The 22,914-nt window shown below is 63.9% G+C and carries 23 protein-coding genes; 10 read left to right on the top strand and 13 right to left on the bottom strand.

Translation table 11 applies throughout. The features are described 5' to 3' along the window. Positions 1 to 47 precede the first annotated feature (47 nt). Both ykgO and galE read right to left on the bottom strand, forming a co-directional pair. Entirely contained in the window at positions 48 to 173 is a 126-nt protein-coding gene (ykgO, locus tag HUV48_RS07305; protein ID WP_007165381.1) for a type B 50S ribosomal protein L36, read from the bottom strand. Positions 174 to 306: 133 nt separating this feature from the next. Beyond that, positions 307 to 1,332 carry a UDP-glucose 4-epimerase GalE gene (gene galE, locus HUV48_RS07300; protein ID WP_176267124.1) on the bottom strand — a complete coding sequence of 342 codons (1,026 nt, stop codon included), beginning with the start codon at positions 1,330 to 1,332 and terminating at the stop codon, positions 307 to 309. Positions 1,333 to 1,470: 138 nt separating this feature from the next. On the opposite strand from galE, the gene HUV48_RS07295 reads away from it, so the two are divergent. Then, positions 1,471 to 2,082, top strand: coding sequence for a DUF4136 domain-containing protein (locus HUV48_RS07295; RefSeq protein ID WP_176267123.1), 612 nt, complete (start codon positions 1,471 to 1,473; stop codon positions 2,080 to 2,082). After that, on the top strand, positions 2,083 to 3,219 hold the full coding sequence (locus HUV48_RS07290) for a M14 family metallopeptidase (RefSeq protein WP_176267122.1): 1,137 nt from the start codon (positions 2,083 to 2,085) through the stop codon (positions 3,217 to 3,219). It begins immediately after the preceding gene. Positions 3,220 to 3,267: 48 nt separating this feature from the next. Here HUV48_RS07290 and HUV48_RS07285 read toward each other — a convergent pair whose 3' ends face one another. The 4 genes from HUV48_RS07285 to HUV48_RS07270 are packed head-to-tail and all read right to left on the bottom strand — an operon-like array spanning position 3,268 to position 5,918. Next, complete coding sequence (locus HUV48_RS07285; protein ID WP_176267121.1) at positions 3,268 to 4,266, bottom strand: S66 peptidase family protein; 999 nt, start codon at positions 4,264 to 4,266, stop codon at positions 3,268 to 3,270. 1 nt (position 4,267) lies between these two features. Further along, positions 4,268 to 4,681 (bottom strand): cytidine deaminase, encoded by a 414-nt coding sequence (locus HUV48_RS07280; RefSeq protein ID WP_176267120.1) that lies wholly within the window; start codon positions 4,679 to 4,681, stop codon positions 4,268 to 4,270. Then, positions 4,674 to 5,357 carry a glycoside hydrolase family 25 protein gene (locus HUV48_RS07275; RefSeq protein WP_225871566.1) on the bottom strand — a complete coding sequence of 228 codons (684 nt, stop codon included), beginning with the start codon at positions 5,355 to 5,357 and terminating at the stop codon, positions 4,674 to 4,676. Before HUV48_RS07275 ends, HUV48_RS07280 begins: the two co-directional genes overlap by 8 nt. Before the next feature lie 54 nt (positions 5,358 to 5,411). Continuing rightward, entirely contained in the window at positions 5,412 to 5,918 is a 507-nt protein-coding gene (locus tag HUV48_RS07270) for a UPF0262 family protein (protein ID WP_176267118.1), read from the bottom strand. Positions 5,919 to 6,057: 139 nt separating this feature from the next. Between HUV48_RS07270 and HUV48_RS07265 the strand changes: the two genes are divergently transcribed. Then, positions 6,058 to 7,587 (top strand): replicative DNA helicase, encoded by a 1,530-nt coding sequence (locus HUV48_RS07265; protein ID WP_176267117.1) that lies wholly within the window; start codon positions 6,058 to 6,060, stop codon positions 7,585 to 7,587. Between the two features lie 4 nt (positions 7,588 to 7,591). On the opposite strand, the gene HUV48_RS07260 is transcribed toward HUV48_RS07265, so the two are convergent. Next, positions 7,592 to 8,782, bottom strand: a complete 1,191-nt coding sequence (locus tag HUV48_RS07260) for a phospholipase D-like domain-containing protein (RefSeq protein WP_176267116.1) — start codon at positions 8,780 to 8,782, stop codon at positions 7,592 to 7,594. Between the two features lie 137 nt (positions 8,783 to 8,919). Between HUV48_RS07260 and rpoZ the strand changes: the two genes are divergently transcribed. Continuing rightward, positions 8,920 to 9,264, top strand: a complete 345-nt coding sequence (rpoZ, locus tag HUV48_RS07255) for a DNA-directed RNA polymerase subunit omega (protein WP_176267115.1) — start codon at positions 8,920 to 8,922, stop codon at positions 9,262 to 9,264. Positions 9,265 to 9,393: 129 nt separating this feature from the next. Further along, on the top strand, positions 9,394 to 10,128 hold the full coding sequence (locus tag HUV48_RS07250; RefSeq protein ID WP_176267114.1) for a ParA family protein: 735 nt from the start codon (positions 9,394 to 9,396) through the stop codon (positions 10,126 to 10,128). Positions 10,129 to 10,139: 11 nt separating this feature from the next. Here HUV48_RS07250 and HUV48_RS07245 read toward each other — a convergent pair whose 3' ends face one another. Beyond that, on the bottom strand, positions 10,140 to 10,376 hold the full coding sequence (locus tag HUV48_RS07245; RefSeq protein ID WP_176267113.1) for a DUF3072 domain-containing protein: 237 nt from the start codon (positions 10,374 to 10,376) through the stop codon (positions 10,140 to 10,142). Positions 10,377 to 10,503: 127 nt separating this feature from the next. Here HUV48_RS07245 and HUV48_RS07240 point away from each other — a divergent pair, with 127 nt between their 5' ends. Beyond that, positions 10,504 to 11,598, top strand: coding sequence for a DUF3667 domain-containing protein (locus HUV48_RS07240; RefSeq protein ID WP_176267112.1), 1,095 nt, complete (start codon positions 10,504 to 10,506; stop codon positions 11,596 to 11,598). 62 nt (positions 11,599 to 11,660) lie between these two features. On the opposite strand, the gene ftsH is transcribed toward HUV48_RS07240, so the two are convergent. From ftsH to HUV48_RS07220, 4 genes are all read right to left on the bottom strand, one after another. Next, positions 11,661 to 13,619: an ATP-dependent zinc metalloprotease FtsH gene (gene ftsH, locus HUV48_RS07235; RefSeq protein ID WP_176267111.1), complete on the bottom strand. Its 1,959-nt coding sequence runs from the start codon at positions 13,617 to 13,619 to the stop codon at positions 11,661 to 11,663. A gap of 132 nt (positions 13,620 to 13,751) precedes the next feature. Further along, on the bottom strand, positions 13,752 to 14,378 hold the full coding sequence (locus HUV48_RS07230; RefSeq protein ID WP_217906719.1) for an exopolysaccharide biosynthesis protein: 627 nt from the start codon (positions 14,376 to 14,378) through the stop codon (positions 13,752 to 13,754). Positions 14,379 to 14,444: 66 nt separating this feature from the next. Further along, positions 14,445 to 14,897 carry a MaoC family dehydratase gene (locus HUV48_RS07225; RefSeq protein WP_176267110.1) on the bottom strand — a complete coding sequence of 151 codons (453 nt, stop codon included), beginning with the start codon at positions 14,895 to 14,897 and terminating at the stop codon, positions 14,445 to 14,447. Beyond that, positions 14,897 to 15,994, bottom strand: coding sequence for a CaiB/BaiF CoA transferase family protein (locus HUV48_RS07220; protein ID WP_176267109.1), 1,098 nt, complete (start codon positions 15,992 to 15,994; stop codon positions 14,897 to 14,899). The genes HUV48_RS07225 and HUV48_RS07220 overlap by 1 nt, the downstream gene beginning before the upstream one ends. Positions 15,995 to 16,158: 164 nt before the next feature. Between HUV48_RS07220 and HUV48_RS07215 the strand changes: the two genes are divergently transcribed. From HUV48_RS07215 to HUV48_RS07200, 4 genes are all read left to right on the top strand, one after another. Continuing rightward, positions 16,159 to 16,740, top strand: a complete 582-nt coding sequence (locus HUV48_RS07215; RefSeq protein WP_176267108.1) for a VOC family protein — start codon at positions 16,159 to 16,161, stop codon at positions 16,738 to 16,740. A gap of 164 nt (positions 16,741 to 16,904) precedes the next feature. Next, on the top strand, positions 16,905 to 18,314 hold the full coding sequence (locus HUV48_RS07210) for a sugar porter family MFS transporter (RefSeq protein ID WP_176267107.1): 1,410 nt from the start codon (positions 16,905 to 16,907) through the stop codon (positions 18,312 to 18,314). A 19-nt stretch (positions 18,315 to 18,333) separates the two neighbouring features. After that, on the top strand, positions 18,334 to 19,857 hold the full coding sequence (locus HUV48_RS07205; RefSeq protein WP_176267106.1) for a tryptophan halogenase family protein: 1,524 nt from the start codon (positions 18,334 to 18,336) through the stop codon (positions 19,855 to 19,857). After that, positions 19,854 to 21,320 (top strand): tryptophan 7-halogenase, encoded by a 1,467-nt coding sequence (locus HUV48_RS07200; protein ID WP_176267105.1) that lies wholly within the window; start codon positions 19,854 to 19,856, stop codon positions 21,318 to 21,320. Before HUV48_RS07205 ends, HUV48_RS07200 begins: the two co-directional genes overlap by 4 nt. Positions 21,321 to 21,327: 7 nt before the next feature. On the opposite strand, the gene HUV48_RS07195 is transcribed toward HUV48_RS07200, so the two are convergent. Next, positions 21,328 to 22,878: a tryptophan halogenase family protein gene (locus tag HUV48_RS07195; RefSeq protein WP_176267104.1), complete on the bottom strand. Its 1,551-nt coding sequence runs from the start codon at positions 22,876 to 22,878 to the stop codon at positions 21,328 to 21,330. Positions 22,879 to 22,914: the final 36 nt, after the last annotated feature.

Genomic DNA, 22,914 nt, shown 5'->3' with positions numbered 1-22,914 from the left:
ATCCGCGTAACCTGTTGCGCCGGGGATAAGGTCCCCGCGCGAATGCTTCAGCCCTGGCGAGCCTTGAAGCGGCGGTTCGTCTTGTTGATGACATAGGTCCGGCCGCGGCGGCGAATGACGCGGCAATCGCGGTGGCGGTTCTTCAGCGACTTGAGGCTGTTGCGGATTTTCATGGTTCGATGCCCTGAATGGAATTGTCTATATAAAAGAAGAGCACCTGAAGTGGTGCTCCGATCCCGTAAATGCAAGGGCGAGCGGTTAGGCAGGCGGGTGCACCCTGTCAAGCGCGAAGCCGCCGCTGCGCGCCTACGCCTCGCCCCTGATCGTACCCAGCTTGCGCTCCCAGTTCAGCGCATGGCCGATGATCGTGTCAAGATCCGCGTATTTCGGCTGCCACGGCAGGGTTTCGTTGATCCGCGAGGGGTCGGACACGAGCTCACCCGAATCGCCGGCACGCCGGTCCTGAAACTTCCGCTCGATCGTGCGGTTGGTCACGCGGTCCACCGAATCGAGCACTTCGAGCACGGAGAAGCCGCGCCCGTAGCCGCAGTTCATGGTGAGCGAAGTGTCGGGGCTCGCGATCAGTTCTTCCAGCGCGAGAACATGCGCCGCGGCAAGGTCGCTGACGTGGATGTAGTCGCGCACGCCGGTGCCATCGCGCGTATCGTAATCGGTGCCGTAGACGGCGACGCTGTCGCGCTTGCCCAGCGCCGCCTCGCAGGCGACCTTGATGAGATGCGTCGCGCCCGCGGTCGACTGGCCGGTGCGCGCTTCGGGGTCCGCGCCGGCGACGTTGAAATATCTGAGCGCGCAGTGGTTCATGGCGTGCGCGGCGGACGTATCCTTCAGCATCTGCTCGGTCATCAGCTTGGACCATCCGTACGGATTGATCGGCTGCGTCGGCGTCTCCTCGGTCACGCGCTCCACCGTGGGCAGACCGTAAGTCGCGGCGGTCGAGGAGAAGATGAAATGTTTCACCCCGCCCTTCACCGCCGCTTCGATCAGTGCCCGGCTCTTCACCGTGTTGTTCTCGTAATAATAGAGCGGCTTTTCGACCGATTCCGGGACCACGATCGAGCCTGCGAAATGCATCACCGCGCCGATGTTCTGCTCGGCAATGATGCGCGCGATAAGTTCGCCGTCCGCGATATCGCCCTCGTAGAGCGGGACGCCGTCCGAAATGGCGAAGGTGAAGCCGGTCGAAAGATTGTCGATGACGGCGACGTCCCAGCCTGCATCCTTAAGCGCGAGGACCGCATGACTGCCGATATAGCCTGCGCCGCCGGTGACGAGGACGGGGCATTTTTCGATTGCGCGAGAGGTATCGTTCATATCCGGGCGGCTAGCAGCATTGTATTAAACCTTCGAGAAGGAAAGCGCTGTTTCTGCGCGAGAATGCTCGGAACAGGCCAAGGCGCTCGGCGGTTCCGACTAAAGGCGCTGCCTTAAGCGCGAAGGAGAGATATCCCGATGCCCATAACCAGAACCGCAATCATGGCCGCCGCTGCACTGTCGATCGGCGCTTGTGCCAGCATTCCCGCGCCCGGCCCGGTGGAAGTCACCCGTTTCGTCGACGAGACGCGCGCGGCCCAGCTCGGCCAAGGCACGATCTTCATCGACAGCCGGCCGATGTCCGGCATGTCGGAACTGGCGGCGGCCCCTTACAAGGCGGCGGTGGCTCGCGAGCTCGAAGCGCTCGGCTACCGCGAAACCTCCCGAGCCGAGGCGGGCCAGATCGCCGAAGTCAGCGTCGATCGCTTCGACTACGACCGCGCCGAAGGACGCCGCGGTCCGGTGAGCGTTGGCGTCGGCGGCAGTACGGGCACTTACGGCTCGGGCGTGGGCCTCGGTGTCGGCATCAATCTCGGCGGAGGCAGGGGCCGCGAAATCGGCACCGAACTCGCTGTTGCGATCAAGCCGGTCGGCAGCCAGACCAACCTGTGGGAAGGCCGCGCTCAGTTCGTCGTATCGGAGAAATCCGACCTTGCGAGGCAGGACGCAAATGCCCAGACTGTAGCCGATGCGCTGTTCCGCAACTTCCCTGGACGCAGCGGCGAAACGATCGAAGTCGAGGTAGATTGATTGACCGATATTAACATTGATGCCGCTTTCGACAGCGGCAACATCGAAGTTCTTTCCGTAGACGGAGCAACGGCCAAACTGGCGCTGCGCAAGGACAACGCGTCCGAATTCAGGCAGTGGTATCACTTCCGGGTCAGTGGCGCAGAAGGGCGCGAGGTCGAGCTAAAGATAACCGGCCTGAACGATTCCGCCTATGTGAAGGGCTGGCCGAACTACAATTCCTGCGTCAGCGAGGACCGTGCCTACTGGGCGCGCGCCGCGTCCGAATTCGACGACAGCGCGGATGGGGGGACGCTCACCATCCGCTACACCCCGGTCGGTGACATCGCGTGGTTCGCCTATTTTGCGCCCTATTCGATGGAGCGGCATCACGACCTTGTCGCGGAAGCCGCAGCCAGCGAAGGCGTGACTTACGAGCGGATCGGCGAGACGCTGGACGGGCAGCCGCTCGATTACCTGCGGCTCGGCGAAGGGAGCAAGCAGGTGTGGCTCTACGGCCGCCAGCATCCGGGCGAGAGCATGGCCGAATGGTGGATGGAAGGCGCACTCGAAGCGCTGACCGATCCGGCCGATTCCATGGCGCGGGCGCTGCGGCAGCGCTGCACCTTCCATATCGTGCCGAACTGCAACCCCGACGGCTCGCGGCGCGGACATCTTCGCACCAACGCCTGCGGCGCGAACCTCAACCGCGAATGGAACGAACCGACGGCGGAACGCTCGCCGGAAGTTCTCGCGATCCGCAACAAGATGGATGAAACCGGCGTCGATTTCGCAATGGACGTCCACGGCGACGAAGCGATCGCGGCGGTCTTCCTTGCAGGCTACGAAGGCATTCCCGACCTGACGGACGAGCACCTCGAGGGCTTCACCCGCTACCGTTCAATCCTCGAGCGGCGGACGCCCGATTTCCAGTCGGCGAAGGGCTATGCGGTGTCGAAGCCGGGCGAGGCCAACCTGTCGATGAGCACGACGCAGGTCGCGCACCGGTTCAAGGCGACATCGATGACGCTCGAGATGCCGTTCAAGGATAATGACGACCTGCCCGACCCCGATCAGGGTTGGTCGCCCGAGCGGAGCAAGATGCTGGCGCGCGATTGCCTTGCGGCGCTACTCGAATGGCTCGAGGAGCGCGGCTAGGCCTGGTCTAGGTGCACTTCGGTGCGCCTTGGTGCCGCTTGACCCCTTCTAGGCTACCGTAGGCTCCAGCATGGTAATCGTGCGCGCGTCGGCGTCGAGCTCGGCACGTACGCCCGAGGGCAGACATACCTGCCCGCTCACGTGACCGATGTTGGCACCGGTGAAGGCCGGTATGCCGAGCGGGCGCAGGTGCTGGTCCAGCACTTCGTTCAAGGTGAAGCCTGACGTCTCGGCAGTCGGCGACCTGCAATCGGTGCACTGCCCGAAGACGATGCCTGACAGCCGTTCGAGCACACCGGCGAGGCGCAACTGGGTCAGCATCCGGTCGATGCGGTATTCCGCCTCGTCGATGTCCTCGAGGAACAGGATCGCGCCGCTCAAATCGGGCATCCACGGCGTTCCCATCAGGGTCGAGATGATCGTGAGGTTGCCGCCTAGCAGCCTGCCGCGCGCCGTACCGCCGGTGATCGACCGGCCCGCGTCGCCGCCGCCCAGCGTCGGCATTTCGCCGGTGAAGGCCAGCCGCCACAGGCTTTCCCAGCTCGTTCGGGGCCAGCTGCTTGCAGCATTGGGGCCATGGATCGTCGGAAATCCTGCGCGCTCGGCAATGGCGAGATGCAGCGCGGTATTGTCGCTGAACCCGATGAACAGCTTGGGATTGGCGCAGATCGTTTCCCAGTCGAGCAGCTCCAGGATCCTCGCCCCGCCCCAACCTCCGCGCACGGCAAAAATGCCGCTCACTGCGTCATCGGCGAACATGGCGTTGAGGTCCGCTGCGCGCTCGGCATCCGTTCCGGCAAGATAGCCGTAGGTGTCCGATACGTGGCGGCCGACCTTCGGGATTAGGCCCATGCCGCGTATCCAGTGCTCCGCGATGGAAAGCTGGTCCGGCGTTTCGAGCGTGCCGGCCGGCGCCACCAGCCCTACGGTATCGCCCAGTCGCAGCCGCTCCGGTTTGCAAGTGCTGGCGGCGGCGAGAGGTCCAGCAAGGCTGGCTGCGGCAAGCGCCCCGCCTGCCCCTTCCAGAACTGCGCGCCGGGACAGCACCTCAATCGTGCGCGGCGAGGCTGGATGGTCCGAAGGCGTGCGGCAGCAATGCTGACAGTTTCAACCGGTGCACCTGCGATGTTCCCACGCACAAGATGTCGGGGTCGGTTCCGCCCAGGCTCGCAAGTTCGTTCAACACCTGCCTGCACCTGCCGCAAGGCGTGATCGGCTCGTCGCCCGGACCGGTCACTGCAACGGCTTCAAGCCCCCCGCGAACACCGGCATCCATTGCCTTCGCTGCCGCCACGGTCTCCGCGCAGAGCGACAGACCATAGCTCGCGTTCTCGATATTCGTACCGGTCACCACCAAACCGTCTGCGAAGCGAAAGGCCGCTCCTACGGGAAAGCGCGAGTAGGGAGAGTAGGACTTTTCGGCAGCGGCGCGCGCCGCGGCGATCAGTTCGTCGTCACTCATCGTTCACATCTCCTGATGGACGCACGGCCACCCATGCTACCGGCTCGTCCGATACGTCGCTGACGAGCGCATCGTTCGCCGTCCACAGCAGCCAAGGTCTGCCGCCATAGCCCGGTTCCGTCCAGTTGGACGTCAGCCAGAGGTTACGCTCGATCCGCCCGGCGATGCCGTAGGCCCGCTCGAACGTGCGCGACGGCTTGAGGATCACGGGCCGCCCGGCGTGGATCTCGATCTGGTTGACGAGCGTGGTGAGTTCGCTCGCCACCGCCGCTTCGCTGACCCGCTGCGGGCATTCCGCAGCCAGCTTGTCCATCGCGATTGCGGGCGGAAGCAGCGAAGTATCGCGCGGTACGATCGTCACGAAATTCGCCGACTGCGGGTCCGCCGGAATGCACGGATCGAAGTGATGCACCGCGCCGACCGGCAAGCCGAGCTGCTGCGCGCTTTCGAAATTGCGGGTGAACGACCGGTCCTTGCCGTCGCCGCCGATACTCGCATCGAGGTAGGCGAAACCGGCACCGAGCGCACGCGCGGTCCGCAGGTTCACTTCTCCTGACATCTCGCCGACATGAACACCTTGGTCGGGGTAAACCGCGGCATCGGGTGTCCAATGCTGTGCGCGCCACCACGCCGTACCCGCCGCGACCAACCCTGCGAGTAGCAGCAGCGCGAGCAAACGGCGTGCCCAACGCCCCCTCCTGCTGGGTCTCCTTGTCGCCATCCGCTTCGCTCAACCCTTGATGTGAAGTACGCAGATCAACGTGAACAGCCGCCGCGCGGTCGCGAAATCGGTCTCGATCTTGCCGTCGAGCCGCTCCAGCAGAAGCTCCGAAGCCTCGTTGTGGATGCCTCGCCGTGCCATGTCGATCGTCTCGATCTCCGTCGGCGTCGCATTGCGGATGGCCTGGTAGTAGCTATCGCAGATAGCGAAATACTCGCGGATCGGGCGGCGAAACCGTGCCAGGCCGAGCAGCAGGGTCTCAAGTTCGCGGTCGTCCTCGTTCGCGATCGTCATCTGCAATCGTCCGTCGCGCACGGCAAGCGTTATGCGGTACGGCCCAGTTGCACCACGCGCGGCCGCACGGACGGGCCTGAAGGTGTTCTCCTCGATTAGGTCGAAGATCGCGACCCGGCGCTCCTGCTCGATATCGGCATTGCGCCAGATGATCGTCTCTTCGTCGAGCGTAACATGCGCGATCCGGTGATCGGCATCGGTGGAGGAAGCGGGGCCAGACATTGTCATGGGTCCTTTCGCAGATGCGGCAGGCTGCCTGCAATACCCCATGTGGTCTTCCCCGCTATCCACAGGGCGATTGTGACATTCGCGCTTCCAGCGCCCTTGCCAGCAGGCAGCGCACTCCGGCAAAAGGCGGCGCATGGCCCAGACCGATCTTCTCATCCGCCCGGCGGAAATCGACCGCGATTCGAGCGGCGACAGCGGCGCGCAGGGCCGCACCCTGCCAAGCAATCTCGAAGCGGAAGCGGCCTTCCTCGGCGCGGCGCTGATCGACAACCGGGTTATCGAGGACCTGCAGACACCGATTCGGCCCGAGCATTTCTTCGAACCGCTGCACCAGCGCATCTTCGACCGCGTTCTGCGACTGATCGACCGTGGCGCGATCGCCACACCGGTTACGCTTAAGCCCTATTTCGAAGCCGACGATGCGTTGAAACAGCTCGGCGGGATTACCTATCTCGCCAAGCTGACGGCCGACGGACAGGGCCTTCTCGCGCCGCGTGAACTCGCTGCGCAGATCTACGACCTCGCATTGCTGCGCGAACTGGTCAGCGTGGGGCGCAACCTCGTCGAAGGCGCGCTCGATACCTCCGACGAGGTCGCGCCGCTCGAAAAGATCGAGCAGGCCGAGGCCGACCTCTTCCGCGTCGCGGAAGGCGCATCGACCGGCAAGGAAGCGGAAAGTTTCGGACAGGCGACGCACAAGGCGCTGGGGCTTATCGAACGCGCGATCAATTCGGGCGGCAATATCTCGGGCAAGACCACCGGCCTCACCACGGTGAACGAGCGGATAGGCGGCCTGCACGATAGCGACCTCATCATCCTCGCCGGGCGTCCCGGTATGGGCAAGACCTCGCTCGCCACCAATATCGCATTCAACTGCGCCGACCGCTTTTTGCGCGATCAGGCCGACGGGATCGAAGCGACGGTCGGGGCGGGCGTCGCCTTCTTCAGCCTGGAAATGAGCGCGGACCAGCTCGCCACCCGTATTCTGGCAGAGCAGGCGAAGATTTCGTCCGAAGCGCTACGCATGGGCAAGATCAGCCGCGACGATTTCCAGCAGCTGTCCTTCGCGAGCCAGCGGCTGGCCGAACTGCCGCTGTTCATCGACGATACGCCGGCGCTGACCATCGCTGCGCTTAGAACCCGCGCTCGCCGGTTGAAGCGGCGGCATGACATCGGCCTGATCGTGGTCGACTATCTGCAGCTGCTGCAAGGATCTGGCCGGGCGAACGACAACCGAGTGAACGAAATCTCCGAAATCTCGCGCGGCCTGAAAACGCTGGCGAAGGAACTCGAAGTGCCGGTCATCGCGCTCTCGCAGCTCAGCCGTGCGGTGGAACAGCGCGACGACAAGCGGCCGATGCTGTCGGATCTGCGCGAATCGGGCTCGATCGAGCAGGACGCGGACATGGTCTGGTTCGTCTACCGCGAGGACTATTACGTCGCCGCACGCGAACCCAAGGTCCCGCAGGCGGACGACGATGGCAAGACGCACGAGGCCCATGCGGCCTGGATGGCGGAGATGGAGCGGGTTCACGGCCTCGCCGAGCTGATCGTCGCCAAGCAGCGTCACGGCGCGACGGGCAAGGTGCGCCTCCGTTTCGAGCCAAAGATCACGCGCTTCAGCGACTTGGCCGAAGAAGACCGCCGCAGCGGCTACGACTAAGGCGTTACAGCCCCAAGTTGAGGCGGCGGCTGACCGTATAGTCGAGCACGGAGACGAGCAGCCAGCCCAGGTTCCAGCGTATCCGGTTCCAAAGCGTGGCGCGCTTTTTCTGAACCTCAGGCGTGATCGCCTTTGATGCCGCGATATGATGAGTGACAAACTCGCGCATCCTCTGGGCAAGGTCCGCGTCCTCGACCCGCAGCATCAGTTCGAGATTGAGATAGAGGCTGCGCATGTCGAAATTGGCGCTGCCGAAATAGACGGTATCGTCGACGACCAGCAGTTTTGTGTGCAGCTTGCAGGGCATGAATTCCCAGATCTTTGCGCCTTTGCGCAGTAGGTAATCATATAGCGAACGCGCTGCGCCGAGCGTAGCGGCATTGTCCGACTTGCCCGCCATCAGCAGACGTGTCTCGCCCTTCGAAGCAATCTGGCCGATACAACGCAGCAATTTCTTCGGCGGACTGAAGTAGGCCATGAACATGTCGAGCCGGTGACCCGATCCGAGGTCCTTGCTGACCTCGCCTGCCCAGCTGCTGAGCCCCTTGGTCGGACCGCCGACCAGCCAGCAGGTGTCGCCCTCGGACCAGCTCCAACCCCTTACCGTGTGCCGAATCTCGCGAAAGCGCGCATTGGGTCTTGCGGTCCAGTCGTCGAGCTTCGCGAACCAGTCGACCAATCCGTCGACCGGCTCCCCGTCGATCCGTATCGCGAGGTCGTTCCACCCGTTTTCTTCGGGCGGAGCGAAATAGTCGTCCTCGATATTGAACCCGCCGAACATGGCGCGCTCGTCGTCGGCGATGACGATCTTCTGGTGGTTGCGGATGAGGTAGCGGTGCGACATTTTGTCGCTGAAATAGCGGCAGGTCACCCCCGCATCGCGTAGCGGCGCGAGAAACTCCTCGCTGGTTTCCGAACCGAAACGGTCGAGGATGAGCGTGACCTCGACGCCCCGCTGTGCCGCTTCGCGCAGTCGATCCCGAACCTCGGTGCTGATCGCGTCTTCCATGAATATGTAGAAGCACAGCTTCAGCGTTCGCTTCGCCGATTGAAGCAGTTCGAGCAATGCTTCGCGCCGGTCCTTCCCGGCGGGGTAGAAGTGAAATTCGATCGCGCCGCAGCGATGCGAAAACGGAGCGGGATCGCTGTATTGCGTGCGCCCGATGTCGCTGCCCTGCCCCTGCTCAACTCCCATCGCGAACCGGTAGCGCGGGCGGCCCCGGCTGGCAAATGCGCGCTGGCGGCAAACCGGGTGAAAACCTTGACTCTACCGAGGTTGAGGCCTATTTGGGGCGCTTTCCAGCCAACCGACAGATTATACCGGAGTGCTCGATGGCGCGCGTTACCGTAGAAGATTGCGTGGACAAGGTCCCGAACCGTTTCGATCTCGTACTGCTTGCCGCAGAGCGGGCTCGGGAGATTTCCGGCGGTGCCGAGATGACGGTCGACCGCGACCGTGACAAGAACCCGGTGGTCGCGCTGCGCGAAATCGCTGAGCAGACGATCAAGCCGAAGGACCTTCAGGAGAGCCTCGTCACCAGCCTGCAGAAGATTCTGCCGGATGATGAGGAAGAGGCCGACGACATCGGCTCGCTCAGCCAGTCCGCCGAGGCTCTGCGTATCACCGCATCCGCGCCGGCCCGCTCGACGTCGATCGGGGCCGACTACGACGGCTGATCTTGCCGCAGGCCCGACCGGTGTGTCGGAAAAGAACAATCGCATGAGGCCGCCCCGATCGGGCGGCCTTTTGTTTTTGGGGCGTCCTTCATATTATCGCCGCGAAAACCCATTCGGTGGCGAGGCATCATGGCGGTAATCGCAGTCTACAGCGTCAAGGGCGGAGTCGGAAAGACGTCGTTGGCAGCGAACCTGGCTTGGTGTTCGTCCGCCATATCGTGCCGCCGCACGCTGCTGTGGGACCTCGATGCAGCCGGCGGTGCTGCCTATATGCTTGGGGTCGATCCGCCGAGCACCGGGCGTGCGGAAAGCGTGTTCACGCAGGACCGCAAGCCCGAGAAACTGATTACGAGCACGCCCTTCGCCAATCTCGACGTGCTGCCTGCCGACGAAAGCATTCGCGGGCTTGATGCGCGGCTCAGCAGGATCGGCAAACGCAGGCGCCTTGCCAAGCTTGCGGAAAGCCTCGGCCAGAATTACGAGCGGATCGTGCTCGATTGCCCTCCGGTACTCAACGAAATCAGCGCTCAAGTCATGCACGCCGCCGACGTGGTCATCGTACCGCTGCCGCCCTCACCGCTTTCCCACCGCGCGTTCGAGATGGTGGTGAAGGAGGTCAAGGAGATCGGCAAGAACCACCCGCCGATACTGCCGGTTCTGTCCATGCTCGACATGCGACGCGCACTCCACCGCGACGCGCGCGCCGCCAATCCGGGCTGGCCGGCAATTCCGATGGCAAGCGCGATGGAGCAAAGCGCAGTGCGCCGCGAACCGGTCGGGGCGTTCGCCGCCAGTTCGCCGGCAGCGAAGGCCGTGGCGCAGCTTTGGACCGCAATCGAGCGGAAGCTGGCCAAGACCTCCTAGCGGGTGCGAAATCAGTCCTTGCCGCGTCCGGTCTTCGCCTGAAGTTCGTCGATCATCTTGGAAGCATCAGCCTTGGTCAGGCTCTCATCATAGGCATCGGGCGTGCCTGCCTCTTCGCATAGCGTCTTCAGGTAACTCGCCTGTGCGCCAGTCATTTTCTCGTCACCGGTCGTCCAGTTGTCCGGGTCCTTCTCCGCATTGGAAACGGGATCGGACTTGGGGTGGGTCGTGGGGGTAGTTGCTGACATGAAATACTCCTTTCCCAACAAACCTCCGGTGTTCCTTTTTTGTTCCCATGCATCAGCCGCCTTGCACGGGAACGCCGCACCATTATAGTCGAGCCGCAAGACGTTGGCGGTACAAGGGGGAATACCGGTGAACGACGAGCACTGCGCAGCGAGCAAAAAACGCGCCGGGCCGATTGACGGGAGCGGGCATTTTCACTCGGAACGATGCCTCAATTGCGGAGCACCGCTTACCGGACCGCATTGCCGCGAATGCGGGCAGGATGCCCATCTGCCGCGCAGTATCCATGCGGTCGCCCACGACTTCACCCACGGCGTGCTTCATCTGGACGGGAAGTTCTGGGACACTCTGGGCTTGCTGGTCGCGAAGCCCGGCAAGCTCAGCCGCCGCTATATCGACGGCGAGCGCAAGAAGTTCGTCTCCCCCTTTTCCATGTTCCTGTTTTCCGTATTCGCGCTGTTCCTCGTGCTGCAGGTGCTGGGCATCAACTTCGGCGCGATAAACGCAGGCGACATGGTGACGCCAGCCTTGCGGCAGGCGGAGATGTCGCTCGAAGAAATCGCCCGCGGCGAGAGCGATCTGGGGGTCAGCGAGATCGCGCGGATCGAGGAAGTCGCCGGAGCCGAGCAGGCAAGCGAAGCGGAAGACACGCTCGAACGCCTCGAAAGCGACAGGAGGGACCGAGCGGTCGCAGCCCGGACCCTCGTTTCGCAGGCCCTCGAAGAATGGAGCGGCGAAGAAGACGGCGGTGAAGCGCGCGAACCAGCGCTCCGGTCGGAAAGCAACGAAACCATCAACCGGCTCGGCGCGCTGATCGACGAGAAGATATCGATGCAGCCCGCCGTGTTCGCCACGAAGATGCAGGCCAATCTTTACAAGTTCAGCTGGCTGCTGATCCCGCTATCGCTGCCGTTCGTGTGGCTGCTGTTCTTCTGGCGCCGCGAGTTCGGCCTCTATGAGCACGCGGTATTCGTGACCTATTCGATCGCTTTTACGACGCTGCTGTTGTCGCTTGCGCTGGTGCTCGCGAGGCTTGGCATGCCGAGCGAGTTCCTGGTTACCACCATCGTACTGGGCATTCCGGTTCACCACGCGCTGCAACTGCGGGGCACTTACGGTCTCAGCAAGCGCTCGACGCTTACGAGACTGTTCATACTCGAATGGTTCGTGGTGATCGTGTTGATGCTGTTTCTGACGATCCTGCTAGCACTCGGCGTATTATAGAGACAAAAAACGGCGCCCGGATCATGTCCGGACGCCGCCTGTTACCTTACGGTCACTGTTGCTTACGCAGGAGCCGTATCGCCCGATCCGCCGAACTTCTTCCCGGCCTTGGGGATCGCCGAGCCGTGGATCGGCTTCACCGGTACCGGGCCGCGCGGTTCGTCGGGGCGGTCGATCTTGCCGTTCTCGAGCAGCTGCGTGATCTCGTCACCGGTCAGCGTTTCATATTCGAGCAGTGCCTGCGCCAGAAGCTGAAGCTGCGCTTCGTTCTCGGTCAGGATCTGGGTGGCGCGCTTGTGAGCGCCTTCCACCAGTTCCTTGATTTCCGCGTCGATCAGCTTGTTCGTTTCCGCACCGCCCATCGTGCGCTGCGTACCGCCCATGCCGAGATAGCCTTCCTGGCTCGCCTCGTACTGGAGCGGTCCCAGCTTGTCCGACATGCCCCATTTGGTGACCATGTTCCGGGCGAGGTCGGTCGCGTACTGAATGTCGGACGATGCGCCGGACGACACCTTGTTATAGCCAAAGATGATTTCCTCGGCCACGCGGCCGCCCATCGAAACGGACAGGTTCGCGTGCATCTTGTCGCGGTGATAGGAGTAGTTGTCACGCTCCGGCAGGCGCATCACCATACCCAGCGCACGGCCGCGCGGGATGATCGTGGCCTTGTGGATCGGATCGGACGCATCTTCGTGCACTGCAACGATGGCGTGACCGGCCTCGTGATAGGCGGTCATCTTCTTCTCGTCGTCGGTCATGACCATGCTGCGGCGCTCCGCACCCATCATGACCTTGTCCTTGGCGTCCTCGAACTCCTGCATCGCGACGAGGCGCTTCTTGCGGCGCGCGGCCAGCAGGGCGGCCTCGTTCACGAGGTTGGCGAGATCTGCGCCAGAGAAGCCGGGCGTACCGCGCGCGATCGTGCGGGCGTTAACATCGGGGGCCAGCGGGACCTTCTTCATGTGCACGGCAAGGATCTTCTCGCGTCCATCGATATCCGGCACCGGGACGACGACCTGACGGTCGAAACGGCCGGGGCGCAGGAGTGCGGGGTCGAGCACGTCGGGACGGTTGGTCGCGGCGATGATGATAATGCCTTCATTCGCCTCGAACCCGTCCATTTCGACGAGCAGCTGGTTCAGCGTCTGCTCGCGCTCATCGTTCGAATTGCCGAGCCCGTGGCCACGGCTGCGGCCGACGGCGTCGATCTCGTCGATGAAAAGGATGCAGGGCGCATTCTTCTTCGCCTGTTCGAACATGTCGCGCACACGGCTTGCACCCACGCCGACGAACATCTCGACGAAGTCAGAACCGGAGATCGTGAAGAACGGCACACCGGCCTCGCCAGCGATGGCGCGAGCCAGCAGCGTCTTACCCGTACCCGGCGAACCGACAAGCAATGCACCCTTCGGGATCTGACCGCCGAGCTTGCTGAAGCGCTGCGGATCCTTGAGGAATTCGACGATTTCCTCAAGTTCCTCGCGCGCTTCGTCGATACCGGCGACGTCGGCGAAGGTCACCTTGCCGTGCCGTTCGGTCAGCATCTTCGCTTTCGACTTGCCGAATCCCATCGCGCCGCCTGCCCCGCCGCCCTTCTGCATCTGGCGCAGGGCGAAGAACGCGATGCCCAGGATCAGGATGAACGGCAGCGACTGGATCAGGATAACCCACAGCACGTTCATCTCTTCCGGAGCCTGTCCGGAATAGGCGACGTCGTTTTCGTCGAGCAGCTGCGTCAGGTCCGTGTCGTTAGCGACCGGAACGGTGGTGAACGTCTCGTCGTTCTTGAGCTTGCCGTAGATACGGTCAGGCGCGATCTGCACGCTCTCGACCGAACCCTCGGCGACGCGGCTGCGGAAATCGCTATAGCCGATCGTCTCGCCCGGAGGCGCGGAGTTGTTTCCGAACACGGACACCACGACGAGCAGGGCGAGGAATATCCCGCCCCAGATCATCAGGCTCTTGATCCACGGGTTCGGACCGCCGCCGCCCTGTTCGTTGGGATCGCGTTCGTCGCTCATATTCGGTGATTCCTTCTAACCGTCCCAATGTAGGCCACCGAGAATGAATGACAAGTTTCCGAAAACCGCTCGGAGCGATCAATTTTCTCGATTTTGGGCAGGTCTACGCGCATTCGTTAACACGGTCCGCAGTCAGAACGGCAAAAACGATCCGCCGCTCGAACCATCGGACGTGTAGTACAGATAGGTGCCGACCCCGATGGCGACCACCGACAAAATGCAGGAAATCAGGGTCAGGAGCCCGTCCCGGACCGTGAGCGCCAGCGCGAAGGCGGCGATGGTCAGCATCGGCGCGGAACTCGCAAAGGGAATGAACTCGAGCGGCGGTACGGTGAGGCACAGCAGGATAATCGCGACGGCCGAAACCTTCTGCCAGGTCGGGCCGGTGAACTGAGAAAGGCGCCCCTTGAACCAGTGGTCCAGCTTTTCCGCGAAGCCTTCCAGTTTCTTCGCGCTCTTCATCAGCTTGTCCGATTGCAGCGCTCGTTTCTCCGCGAACTTCGGAATCCAGACGTGGTCGCGCCCTAGCAGCAGTTGTAATGCGATTAGCGCGATAAAGGCGGCGAGGACCGTCGGAACGCCCGGAATCCCGCCGATCGGCGAGAGTTCGAGAATTGCCGGAATGAACATGAACGGCCCGAAGCTTCGCTTGCCGAACTCGTCCAGCACGTCGGCAAGCCGGACCTCGTCCCTGTCCTCCGCCAAGTGTTCGAGGCTTTCGACCGTTTCGGTCGCGCTTTGCGGTTCCTTGCCCATCATTCCCCCTTTTAACCGCGACAACCAATCAAACGATTAAACGGGTCCACAAGCGCTACACATTGATGTCTAGCCGGGCTTTTTCGCCAGCAAAGCGGAGCGTTCGCAGCGGCATACCACTTCGCCGCGCTGGTTGATCGCCTCGTGCACGAAAGCGACGATCCCTGCACCCGGACGTGACTTGCTTTCCCTGACCGAGAGGACCTCGCTCGTCGCGTGGAGCGTGTCCCCGATGAAAACGGGCTTCGGCATCACGAGCTTGTCATAGCCAAGGTTTGCGACAAGCGTGCCGAGCGTCGTGTCGCCGACCGTCAGGCCGACCATCAGCGAGAAGGTGAAGGTCCCGTTCACCAAGATCTGCCCGAACTCGCTTTTCGCCGCGGCCTCCGCATCGAGGTGAAGCGGCTGCGGATTGTGCGTCATGGCCGTGAAGAGCAGATTGTCCGTTTCCGTGACCGTGCGCCGGATTTCGTGCTCGATCCGCTGCCCGACTTCCCATTCGCCGAAATATCTGCCTGCCATTACCGCGGCTCCCTTTCTTCTGATGCCCATTTGCGGGCGAGTTCTTCCCCGTCCTCGCCGCTTTCCCGGATCGCGCCCGGGGTGCGCGAGAATCGCGGCGCGGGGGCCGTATGCCAAGTGCCGCCGTGCTCGACGTAATTGCCGCGTGCTTTCAGGTGCGGATGGTCGCGCGCTTCCTCCAACGGCACGACCGGCGCGGCGCAGGCGTCGCTCCCATCGAGCAAGTCCATCCAGTCGGACAGCGGCTTGCCGGCGAAAAGTTCGGCCAACCGCTCGGTGTAATCGTCCCAGTTCGCCGGGTTCAGCTGACCTTGCGCGAGCGCTTCGTCCGCACCGATCTTCTCCAGCAGTTCGGCGTAGAATTGCGGCTCGATCGCGCCGACAGCGATATACCGTCCGTCCGCACATTCGTAGCTGCGGTAGAAATGCGCTGCGCCGCCCAGCATCCCTTCGCCGCGCTTCGCGGAAAGCTGCTGCAGATGTCGCGCGCCGAAGAAGAAACTCATCAGGCTGGTTGCGCCGTCGACAATCGCTGCGTCGACCACCTGCCCCTTGCCCGAGCGTTCCCGCTCGAACAGCGCCGCGACGATGCCGAGCGCGCAGTAGAGCGAGCCGCCGCCGAAATCACCGACGAGGTTCTGCGGCGGGATCGGCGGTTCGCCGGGCCTGCCGATGGCGTCGAGCGCGCCGGTTATCGCGATGTAGCCAATGTCATGCCCGGCGGTCTTGGCGAGCGGGCCGTCCTGACCCCAGCCGGTCATGCGCGCGTAGATCAGGCGCGGATCGGCGCCGCAAAGCTCGTCCGGACCCAGCCCCAACCGTTCCATCACGCCGGGCCGGAAGCCTTCGAGCACTACGTCGGCACGCGCGATGATCTCGCGGCATCTCTCGCGCCCATCCTCAGTCCGGATGTCGAGCGCCAAGCGCTGCCGCGCGCGCTCCACCACCGGGTTCATGACGGCGGTACCCTCCCGTTCGATCCTGAGGACCTCCGCGCCCATGTCGGCGAGCAGCATGGCGCAGTGCGGGGCCGGGCCGATACCGGCGAACTCGACAATACGAACGCCTGCAAGGGGGCCAGGATGATGTTCGTTCATAGGGGTCAAAGCGCCTCGAAATGGGGTCTAGTGGGACTGAGAGGGGGTATAGCGCGCAAACAAAGCCGTCCAGTCATAGCCCCGCCTGCCGTCCCCGACACGTTGCCAAAGCGTCCTACGCGACTATCTGGTAAGCTGAGAAACAATTACCGTGGGAGCAGGAAATGACCGAAGCGAGAACCAACACCGGCGGGCCGCCCAAACTCGGCGGCGTCCACCACGCGGCCTACCGCTGCAAGGACGCGAAGGAAACGGTCCAATGGTACGAGGAAATGCTCGGCATGGAATATATGAGCGCCTTCAGCGAGGACCACGTGCCCTCGACCGGCGAATACGATCCCTACATGCATGTCTTCCTCGATGCCGGTAACAACAACGTGCTCGCCTTCTTCGAACTGCCCAACCAGAAGGACATGGGCCGCGACGAGAACACGCCCAAATGGGTGCAGCACCTTGCCTTCCGCGTGCATAGCGAGGACGAACTGCTCGCCGCGAAGGAGCACGTCGAAAGCAAGGGCGTCGAAGTGCTCGGGCCCACGCATCACGGCATCTTCAAGTCGATCTATTTCTTCGATCCCAACGGCCACCGGGTCGAGCTCGCCACCGACATCGGGACCGACGAGCAATATGCGGAACTGAAACGCGTCGCGATGCCGATGCTTGACGAATGGAGCGAGACGAAGAAGGCCCCGCGCCACGCCGACTGGCTGCACGAAGTCGCGCGCAGCGAAAACGCGGGGAAATGATTGCCCGCGTTTCGGCGTTTTGAGCCCCCCGATACGGCCTGCCCGAAAATGAAGCGGTAGGGGCCGCGCAAACCGCTTGCCACACGGCTTCCGGCTGCTCTAGGTAGCGGTAACATTTTCGGGTCGCGGCGCGTCAAGACGCTGCACCACCAAGGGAGGGTTCGATGGCGCAGGCGGAAACGCACGAAACAACAAACATGGGGCTGATCGGTGCGATCGTTGCAGTTGCGACGCTCGGCGGATTTCTGTTCGGCTTCGACAGCGGCGTCATCAACGGGACGGTCGACGGCCTTCGCGCCGCGTTTGATTCCGACGATGTCGGTACGGGCTTCAACGTCGCTTCCATGCTTTTGGGCTGCGCGGTTGGCGCGTTCGTCGCCGGACGCCTGTCGGACATCTTGGGCCGTAAGCGCACCCTGCTGATCGCCGCGGCATTCTTCATCATCAGCGCCTACGGTTCCGGGATTGCGACCTCCTCGCCCGAGTTCGTGATCTACCGCATCATCGGCGGCTTTGCAGTGGGCGCGGCAAGCGTGCTTGCTCCCGCCTACATCAGCGAAGTCACCCCGGCGCACCTGCGCGGCCGGCTGTCAAGCATTCAGCAGGTCATGATCATCATCGGCCTGACTGCCGCGTTCCTGTCCAACTACCTTCTCGCCGAAACTGCGGGCGCATCGACCAACGAGTTCTGGTTGGGGTTCGAGGCATGGCGCTGGATGTTCTGGATCGAACTGGTTCCGGCCACGATCTTCCTCGTCGCGCTGCTGTTCATTCCGGAAAGCCCGCGCTTCCTCGTCACCAAGCAGCGCACGGACGAAGCGCGCGGCGTGCTGACCCGGCTGTTCGGCCCGAGCTTCGCAGCCCGCAAGGTCGGCGAAATCCAGACCTCGATTGCGAACGATCACGAACCGCGCCTGTCCGACCTGCTCGACCGGCACAGCGGCAAGATTCGCCCGATCGTATGGACCGGCATCGGCCTTGCCGTGTTCCAGCAGCTCGTCGGCATCAACGTCGTGTTCTACTACGGCGCGGTGCTTTGGCAGGCGGTGGGCTTCAGCGAAAGCGACGCGCTCAAGATCAACATCCTAAGCGGCTCGATCTCAATTGCCGCCTGTATCGTGGCCATCGCGCTGATCGACAAGATCGGGCGCAAGCCGCTGCTCCTGATCGGTTCGGTCGGCATGGCGATCACCCTCGGCATCATGTCGATTTCCTTCATGTCGGGTTCGCTAGTGGACGGCACGCTGCAGCTGTCAGACGGGGCGGGCCTCGCCGCGCTGATCGCGGCCAACGTCTATGTCGCGTTCTTCAACTTTAGCTGGGGTCCGGTCATGTGGGTCATGCTGGGCGAAATGTTCCCGAACCAGATCCGCGGCTCGGGCCTTGCGGTCAGCGGCTTCGCACAGTGGACCGCGAACTTCGGCATCACCATGACCTTCCCCATCATGCTCGGCACGATCGGCCTGACCGGTGCATACGGCTTTTATGCCATCAGCGCCGCGATCAGCGTCTTCTTCGTGTGGAAGATGGTCCGCGAGACGAAGGGCCTCGAACTCGAAGCGATGCAGGGATAACCGCGCCCGCCGCAGCATCATGAGCGATACGTCACCCCGGCCCGTTCGCGTCGTCGTCCTCGGCGGCGGTACGGCGGGCTGGATGACGGCCGCGGCGACGGCAAAGCTGCTGCCCGGCCTTGCCGAGGTCCATCTCGTCGAGAGCGAGGACATCGGCATCGTCGGCGTGGGCGAAGCGACGTTGCCCCACATTCGCGGCTTCGTCGAACGGCTCGGCATTGACGAGGCGGCGTTCATGAAGGCGACCCACGCGACCTATAAGCTGGGCATCGACTTCAGGGACTTCGGCAGCATCGGCACGAGCTACATCCACCCCTTCGGCAGTTTCGGCGAGCCGGTCGCGGGCGTGGGCTTTCACCATTACTGGCTGGAACTGGAACGCAGCGGCAAGGCCGGGCCGCTCGACCAGTATTCTTTCGCCGTCGCCGCGGCCAAGGCGAACCGCTTCGCCCCGCCTGCGATGGACGGCAGCCTCGCCTCTTCCTACGGCTATGCCTATCAGTTCGATGCGACGCTGTTCGGCCCGTTCATGCGCGACTTCGGCCTTGCGAACGGGGTCACGCGGACCGAGGGGCGCGTTACCGAAGTCGAGCGCGACAGCGAAAGCGGCGACGTCACGGCGTTGGTGCTCGAAAACGGGACGCGGATCGAGGGCGACCTGTTCGTCGACTGCTCCGGCTTCCGTGCGCTCCTCCTCGGCGACACGCTGGACGAGGAATGGGAAGACTGGACGCACTGGCTTCCCTGCGACCGGGCGGCGGCCATGCCCTGCGCCCACGTCCGCGAGGAAATCGAGCCCTATACCACCGCGTCCGCGATGCCCGCCGGCTGGCGCTGGCGCATCCCGCTGCAGCACCGGATCGGTAACGGCTACGTGTTTGCGAGCGCGTTCATCTCCGAAGACGAAGCGTGCGAGGCGATCATCGGCGCGGCGGAAGGCACGCAGCTTGCCGACCCGCGGGTGCTCCGCTTCCGCCCCGGCCGGCGCAGCAGAAGCTGGAGCCACAACGTCATCGGCGTGGGGCTCGCGAGCGGCTTCCTCGAACCGCTCGAATCCACCTCGATCTATCTTGCGCAGATGGCGATTACTTACCTGGTCGAGCTGTTCCCGGTCGGCGGCAAGATCGACCCGCGCGACCGCGACGAGTTCAACCGCCTCGTCGATCTCGAATACGACCGAGTGCGGGATTTCCTGATCCTTCATTACAATGCGACCACCCGCGACGATTCCGAGTTCTGGGACCACGTCCGCACGATGGAAGTGCCCGATAGCCTCGCAGGCAAAATGGAGCTCTGGCGCGAGGCGGGCCGGGTCGAGAAATATTCGAACGGGCTGTTCTACGATGCAAGCTGGATCGCGGTCTATGTCGGGCAAGGGCTGCTGCCCGAACGCCACGATCCGCGCGCCGCCATCCCGCGCGAGGACCAGATGCTCGCCGCTTTCGGAAAGCTCAGGGATACGATTGCGAGCGAAGTTTCGCAGATGCCGGGCCACCGTGATTACCTGCTGCGCGAGAGCGCGCGCCTGGCCGACGCGCCATGAGCGAGCCGCGCGAACCGCTCCGCAACATCATCGTCGCCGGCGGCGGCCAGCTCGGCGTTCTGACCGCGCTGGCGCTGAAACGCGCAGTACCGATGGCACAGGTGACGGTCGTCGGCACGCCGCCCGATCCGAATGCGCTGGCCGACCGGCTGGGCACCGCCCTGCCCTTCACCAACCGGCTGCACGATCGGCTTGGCGTGGACGAAGCGGTGCTGGTATCCGAAGCGGGCGCGAGCCACCGGCTGCTGATGCGGACGACCGGGTTCACCGCCGGACACGAGGGCTTTGCTGCCTACGGCGCACTGCCCGAAACGAAACTGCGTAGCCGCTTCGCACGCGAATGGGGTGGCGGTTCGCGTAGTGGCAGTGCGCAGCAGACAGTAGGCTCGCTGGCCGAGGCACTGGTAGCCTCCGGACGCTTCCGCCCGCCGGGACCGGGCGAGAGCACTCCGCTCGCCGAAGTGGACTACGCGCTGCGCTGGAATGTCGGCGCCTACCGCAGCTTGCTGATCGGCCGTGCGCAGAAGATGGGCGTGCAATATGTCGAGGGCGAGGTGGCCTCGCTCGAAGCCGATGCGGACGGCACGGTATCGGCGATCGGGCTGACGGGCGGACAAGTGCTCGGCGCCGAGCTGTTCGTAGATTGCAGCGGAACGCGCGGCGCGCTCGTCTCGCGGCTGCCGCGGCTCGAATGGAACGACTGGTCCGCATATCTGCCGGTGCGCGCCGTGGTGCTAGAGCGGCCGGGCCGGGGTGTGCTCGCGCTCGAAGATCATGCCGCGATGACCGAAGAAGGTTGGGTCGTCGGCCACGCGGCGCGCGACGGGCATCAGCGCATACTCGGCGTGCGAGACAGTGCCGACCCGGCACAGGCGGCCGACGTTCTCGGCGGAAGCGCGCCGGTCGCGGTCGTGCCGCTGTCGCCGGGCGCGATGGCGACGCCGTGGCAGGGCAATGTTGTCGCGCTTGGCGATGCGGCGGCGCGATTCGAGCCGCTGGGGTTCCTCAATCTCGACCTTGCGCACCGACAGCTCGACCTGCTGCTCGAACTGCTCCCCGGCCGCGAGGTCGATGCCCGCGAGCGCGGCGAGTTCAACCGGCGCGCCGAACTAATGGCGGAGGGCGTGCGCGATACGCTAGGCCTGTATTACGCCGCGCTCGAAGCGGAGCGGGTCTACGGCAGGCTGGAGCGCTCGCCCGCGCTCGAAAACCTGCTCGACCAGTACGCGCGGCGAGGGCGCATTCCGCATTCCGAAGAGGGCGCGCTAATGAACGAGGAAATCGTCTCGCTGCTCGCCGCGCTCGGCATCGAGGGCGGCGAGATTCCCGTCAGCCGCGCAGAAGGCGCGCAAGGGATGCACGCAGCACAGGGCGCATTCGCCGCAAAAGTGGATGCGGCGCTGGCCGCCAGCCCGCCCTATGCGGAATGGCTGCAGTCGGTGCTCGCGCCGGCGCCGGGCTGAGCCGGTTTCAGCGGGCCGCCGCCATCATGGCGGGCGCTTCGCTTTCCTCCGCCCACGCGCCCGCTCGCCGCAGGAAATCTTCCTGCGAAGGCAGCCGCGCAGCGGTATCTGCATAGGCAGCACGCATCTGGCGCATGGCGGCAGCGACCTTCGCCTCGTCGAGCGTATCCGCGATCGGATCGTGCCTGCGCGGAACCATATTCTGCCCCAGCATCACAGCGATCCAGCTCGTTATATTGAACAGCTCCGCATTCTCGCGGAATACGCGGCCGTGAAGCCGCCACAACTCCATCTTGTGCGCGAGGCTATCGGGCACGTCCATGTTCGCCACATAGCGCCAGAACGGAGTGTCGTCCCGCTGCGTCGCCTTGTAATGGAGGATGATGAAGTCGCGGATATCCTCGTAGAGGTCGCGCATTCCGCGGTTGTATTCGCTGCGCTCGAGCGGGTTGATCGGCCTATCTGGAAACAGCGCGAACAGCCGCGCAATACCGTTCTGGATGAGGTGAATGCTGGTCGATTCCAGCGGCTCCAGAAACCCGCCCGACAGGCCGAGCGCGATGACGTTGTGGTTCCACGCCTTTCTGCGCATCCCGGTCTTGAAGCGGATCAAACGAGTGTCCGCCAGAGCCTCGCCCTCGACATGTTCGCGCAGGATGCGCTCCGCCTCGTCAGCGTCCATATAATCGCTACAGAAGACGTGCCCGTTGCCGGTCCGGTGCTGCAAGGGAATGCGCCACTGCCAGCCGGCACCGTGTGCGGTGGCGCGGGTGAAGGGATCGGGCGAGCCGGTGTTCGCTGTCGGCAGCGGCAGCGCGCTATCGACGGGCAGCCACTGGCTCCAGTCCTCGAAGCCCGTTTCCAGCGTCTCTTCGATCAGCAGCCCGCGAAAGCCGGAGCAGTCGAGGAACAGGTCGCCTTCGATCCGCTCTCCGCTTTCGAGTTCGACAGACAGGACATCGCCGCTTTCCCCGTCGCGGTGGACCTGCGCGATCTTCCCCTCGCGCCGCACGACCTTCTGGCGCTCGGCCATGCCCCGCAGGAATTTGGCGTAGAGGCTCGCATCGAAGTGGAAGGCGTAGCCGATCTGCGAGACCAGTGACTGCGCGCCCGGCTGCGGGCGGCCGAACCGGCGCTGCGCCGCCGCCGCGCAGCTCATGCAATAATCCGAAATCGATCCCGGCTCGCCGCGTGCCGCTTCGCGCAGGTAAAGCTGGTGAAAGGGGATGCCGTGAAGGTCCTGCCCGTAAGAGCCGAAGGGGTGGAAATAGCGGTCGCCGACCTTCCCCCAGTTCACGAATTCGATGCCGAGTTTGAACGTGCCCCGCGTGGCGCGCAGGAAGGCGTTCTCGTCGATGTCGAGCATCCGGTTGAAGCTGACGATCGGCGGGATCGTCGCCTCGCCTACACCGACCGTGCCGATCGCATCGGACTCGACCAGCGTGATCGTGCGCCGGCCATTGTCGAAATAGCGCGACATGGCGGCGGCCGCCATCCAGCCCGCCGTCCCCCCGCCGACGATGACGACGCGTTCTATCTCGCCCCGGTCGCTCTGCATCCTCGATCCTCTGGTTTTGGTCCCGCTTGCGAGCGC

It is taken from the genome of Qipengyuania atrilutea (assembly GCF_013370205.1).
GTDB classification, from domain to species: Bacteria; Pseudomonadota; Alphaproteobacteria; order Sphingomonadales; family Sphingomonadaceae; genus Actirhodobacter; species Actirhodobacter atriluteus.
Note: the sequence above shows the minus strand (reverse complement) of the source record. Positions and strands in the feature narration are given on the sequence as shown.

Excerpts from the sequence above, each read along its gene's own strand:
- ykgO (WP_007165381.1), bottom strand. The coding sequence starts at position 173 with ATGAAAATCCGCAACAGCCTCAAGTCGCTGAAGAACCGCCACCGCGAT.
- galE (WP_176267124.1), bottom strand. The coding sequence starts at position 1,332 with ATGAACGATACCTCTCGCGCAATCGAAAAATGCCCCGTCCTCGTCACC.
- HUV48_RS07295 (WP_176267123.1), top strand. The coding sequence starts at position 1,471 with ATGCCCATAACCAGAACCGCAATCATGGCCGCCGCTGCACTGTCGATC.
- HUV48_RS07280 (WP_176267120.1), bottom strand. The coding sequence starts at position 4,681 with ATGAGTGACGACGAACTGATCGCCGCGGCGCGCGCCGCTGCCGAAAAG.
- HUV48_RS07270 (WP_176267118.1), bottom strand. The coding sequence starts at position 5,918 with ATGTCTGGCCCCGCTTCCTCCACCGATGCCGATCACCGGATCGCGCAT.
- HUV48_RS07265 (WP_176267117.1), top strand. The coding sequence starts at position 6,058 with ATGGCCCAGACCGATCTTCTCATCCGCCCGGCGGAAATCGACCGCGAT.
- HUV48_RS07260 (WP_176267116.1), bottom strand. The coding sequence starts at position 8,782 with ATGGGAGTTGAGCAGGGGCAGGGCAGCGACATCGGGCGCACGCAATAC.
- rpoZ (WP_176267115.1), top strand. The coding sequence starts at position 8,920 with ATGGCGCGCGTTACCGTAGAAGATTGCGTGGACAAGGTCCCGAACCGT.
- HUV48_RS07250 (WP_176267114.1), top strand. The coding sequence starts at position 9,394 with ATGGCGGTAATCGCAGTCTACAGCGTCAAGGGCGGAGTCGGAAAGACG.
- HUV48_RS07245 (WP_176267113.1), bottom strand. The coding sequence starts at position 10,376 with ATGTCAGCAACTACCCCCACGACCCACCCCAAGTCCGATCCCGTTTCC.
- ftsH (WP_176267111.1), bottom strand. The coding sequence starts at position 13,619 with ATGAGCGACGAACGCGATCCCAACGAACAGGGCGGCGGCGGTCCGAAC.
- HUV48_RS07230 (WP_217906719.1), bottom strand. The coding sequence starts at position 14,378 with ATGATGGGCAAGGAACCGCAAAGCGCGACCGAAACGGTCGAAAGCCTC.
- HUV48_RS07225 (WP_176267110.1), bottom strand. The coding sequence starts at position 14,897 with ATGGCAGGCAGATATTTCGGCGAATGGGAAGTCGGGCAGCGGATCGAG.
- HUV48_RS07220 (WP_176267109.1), bottom strand. The coding sequence starts at position 15,994 with ATGAACGAACATCATCCTGGCCCCCTTGCAGGCGTTCGTATTGTCGAG.
- HUV48_RS07215 (WP_176267108.1), top strand. The coding sequence starts at position 16,159 with ATGACCGAAGCGAGAACCAACACCGGCGGGCCGCCCAAACTCGGCGGC.
- HUV48_RS07210 (WP_176267107.1), top strand. The coding sequence starts at position 16,905 with ATGGCGCAGGCGGAAACGCACGAAACAACAAACATGGGGCTGATCGGT.
- HUV48_RS07205 (WP_176267106.1), top strand. The coding sequence starts at position 18,334 with ATGAGCGATACGTCACCCCGGCCCGTTCGCGTCGTCGTCCTCGGCGGC.
- HUV48_RS07200 (WP_176267105.1), top strand. The coding sequence starts at position 19,854 with ATGAGCGAGCCGCGCGAACCGCTCCGCAACATCATCGTCGCCGGCGGC.
- HUV48_RS07195 (WP_176267104.1), bottom strand. The coding sequence starts at position 22,878 with ATGCAGAGCGACCGGGGCGAGATAGAACGCGTCGTCATCGTCGGCGGG.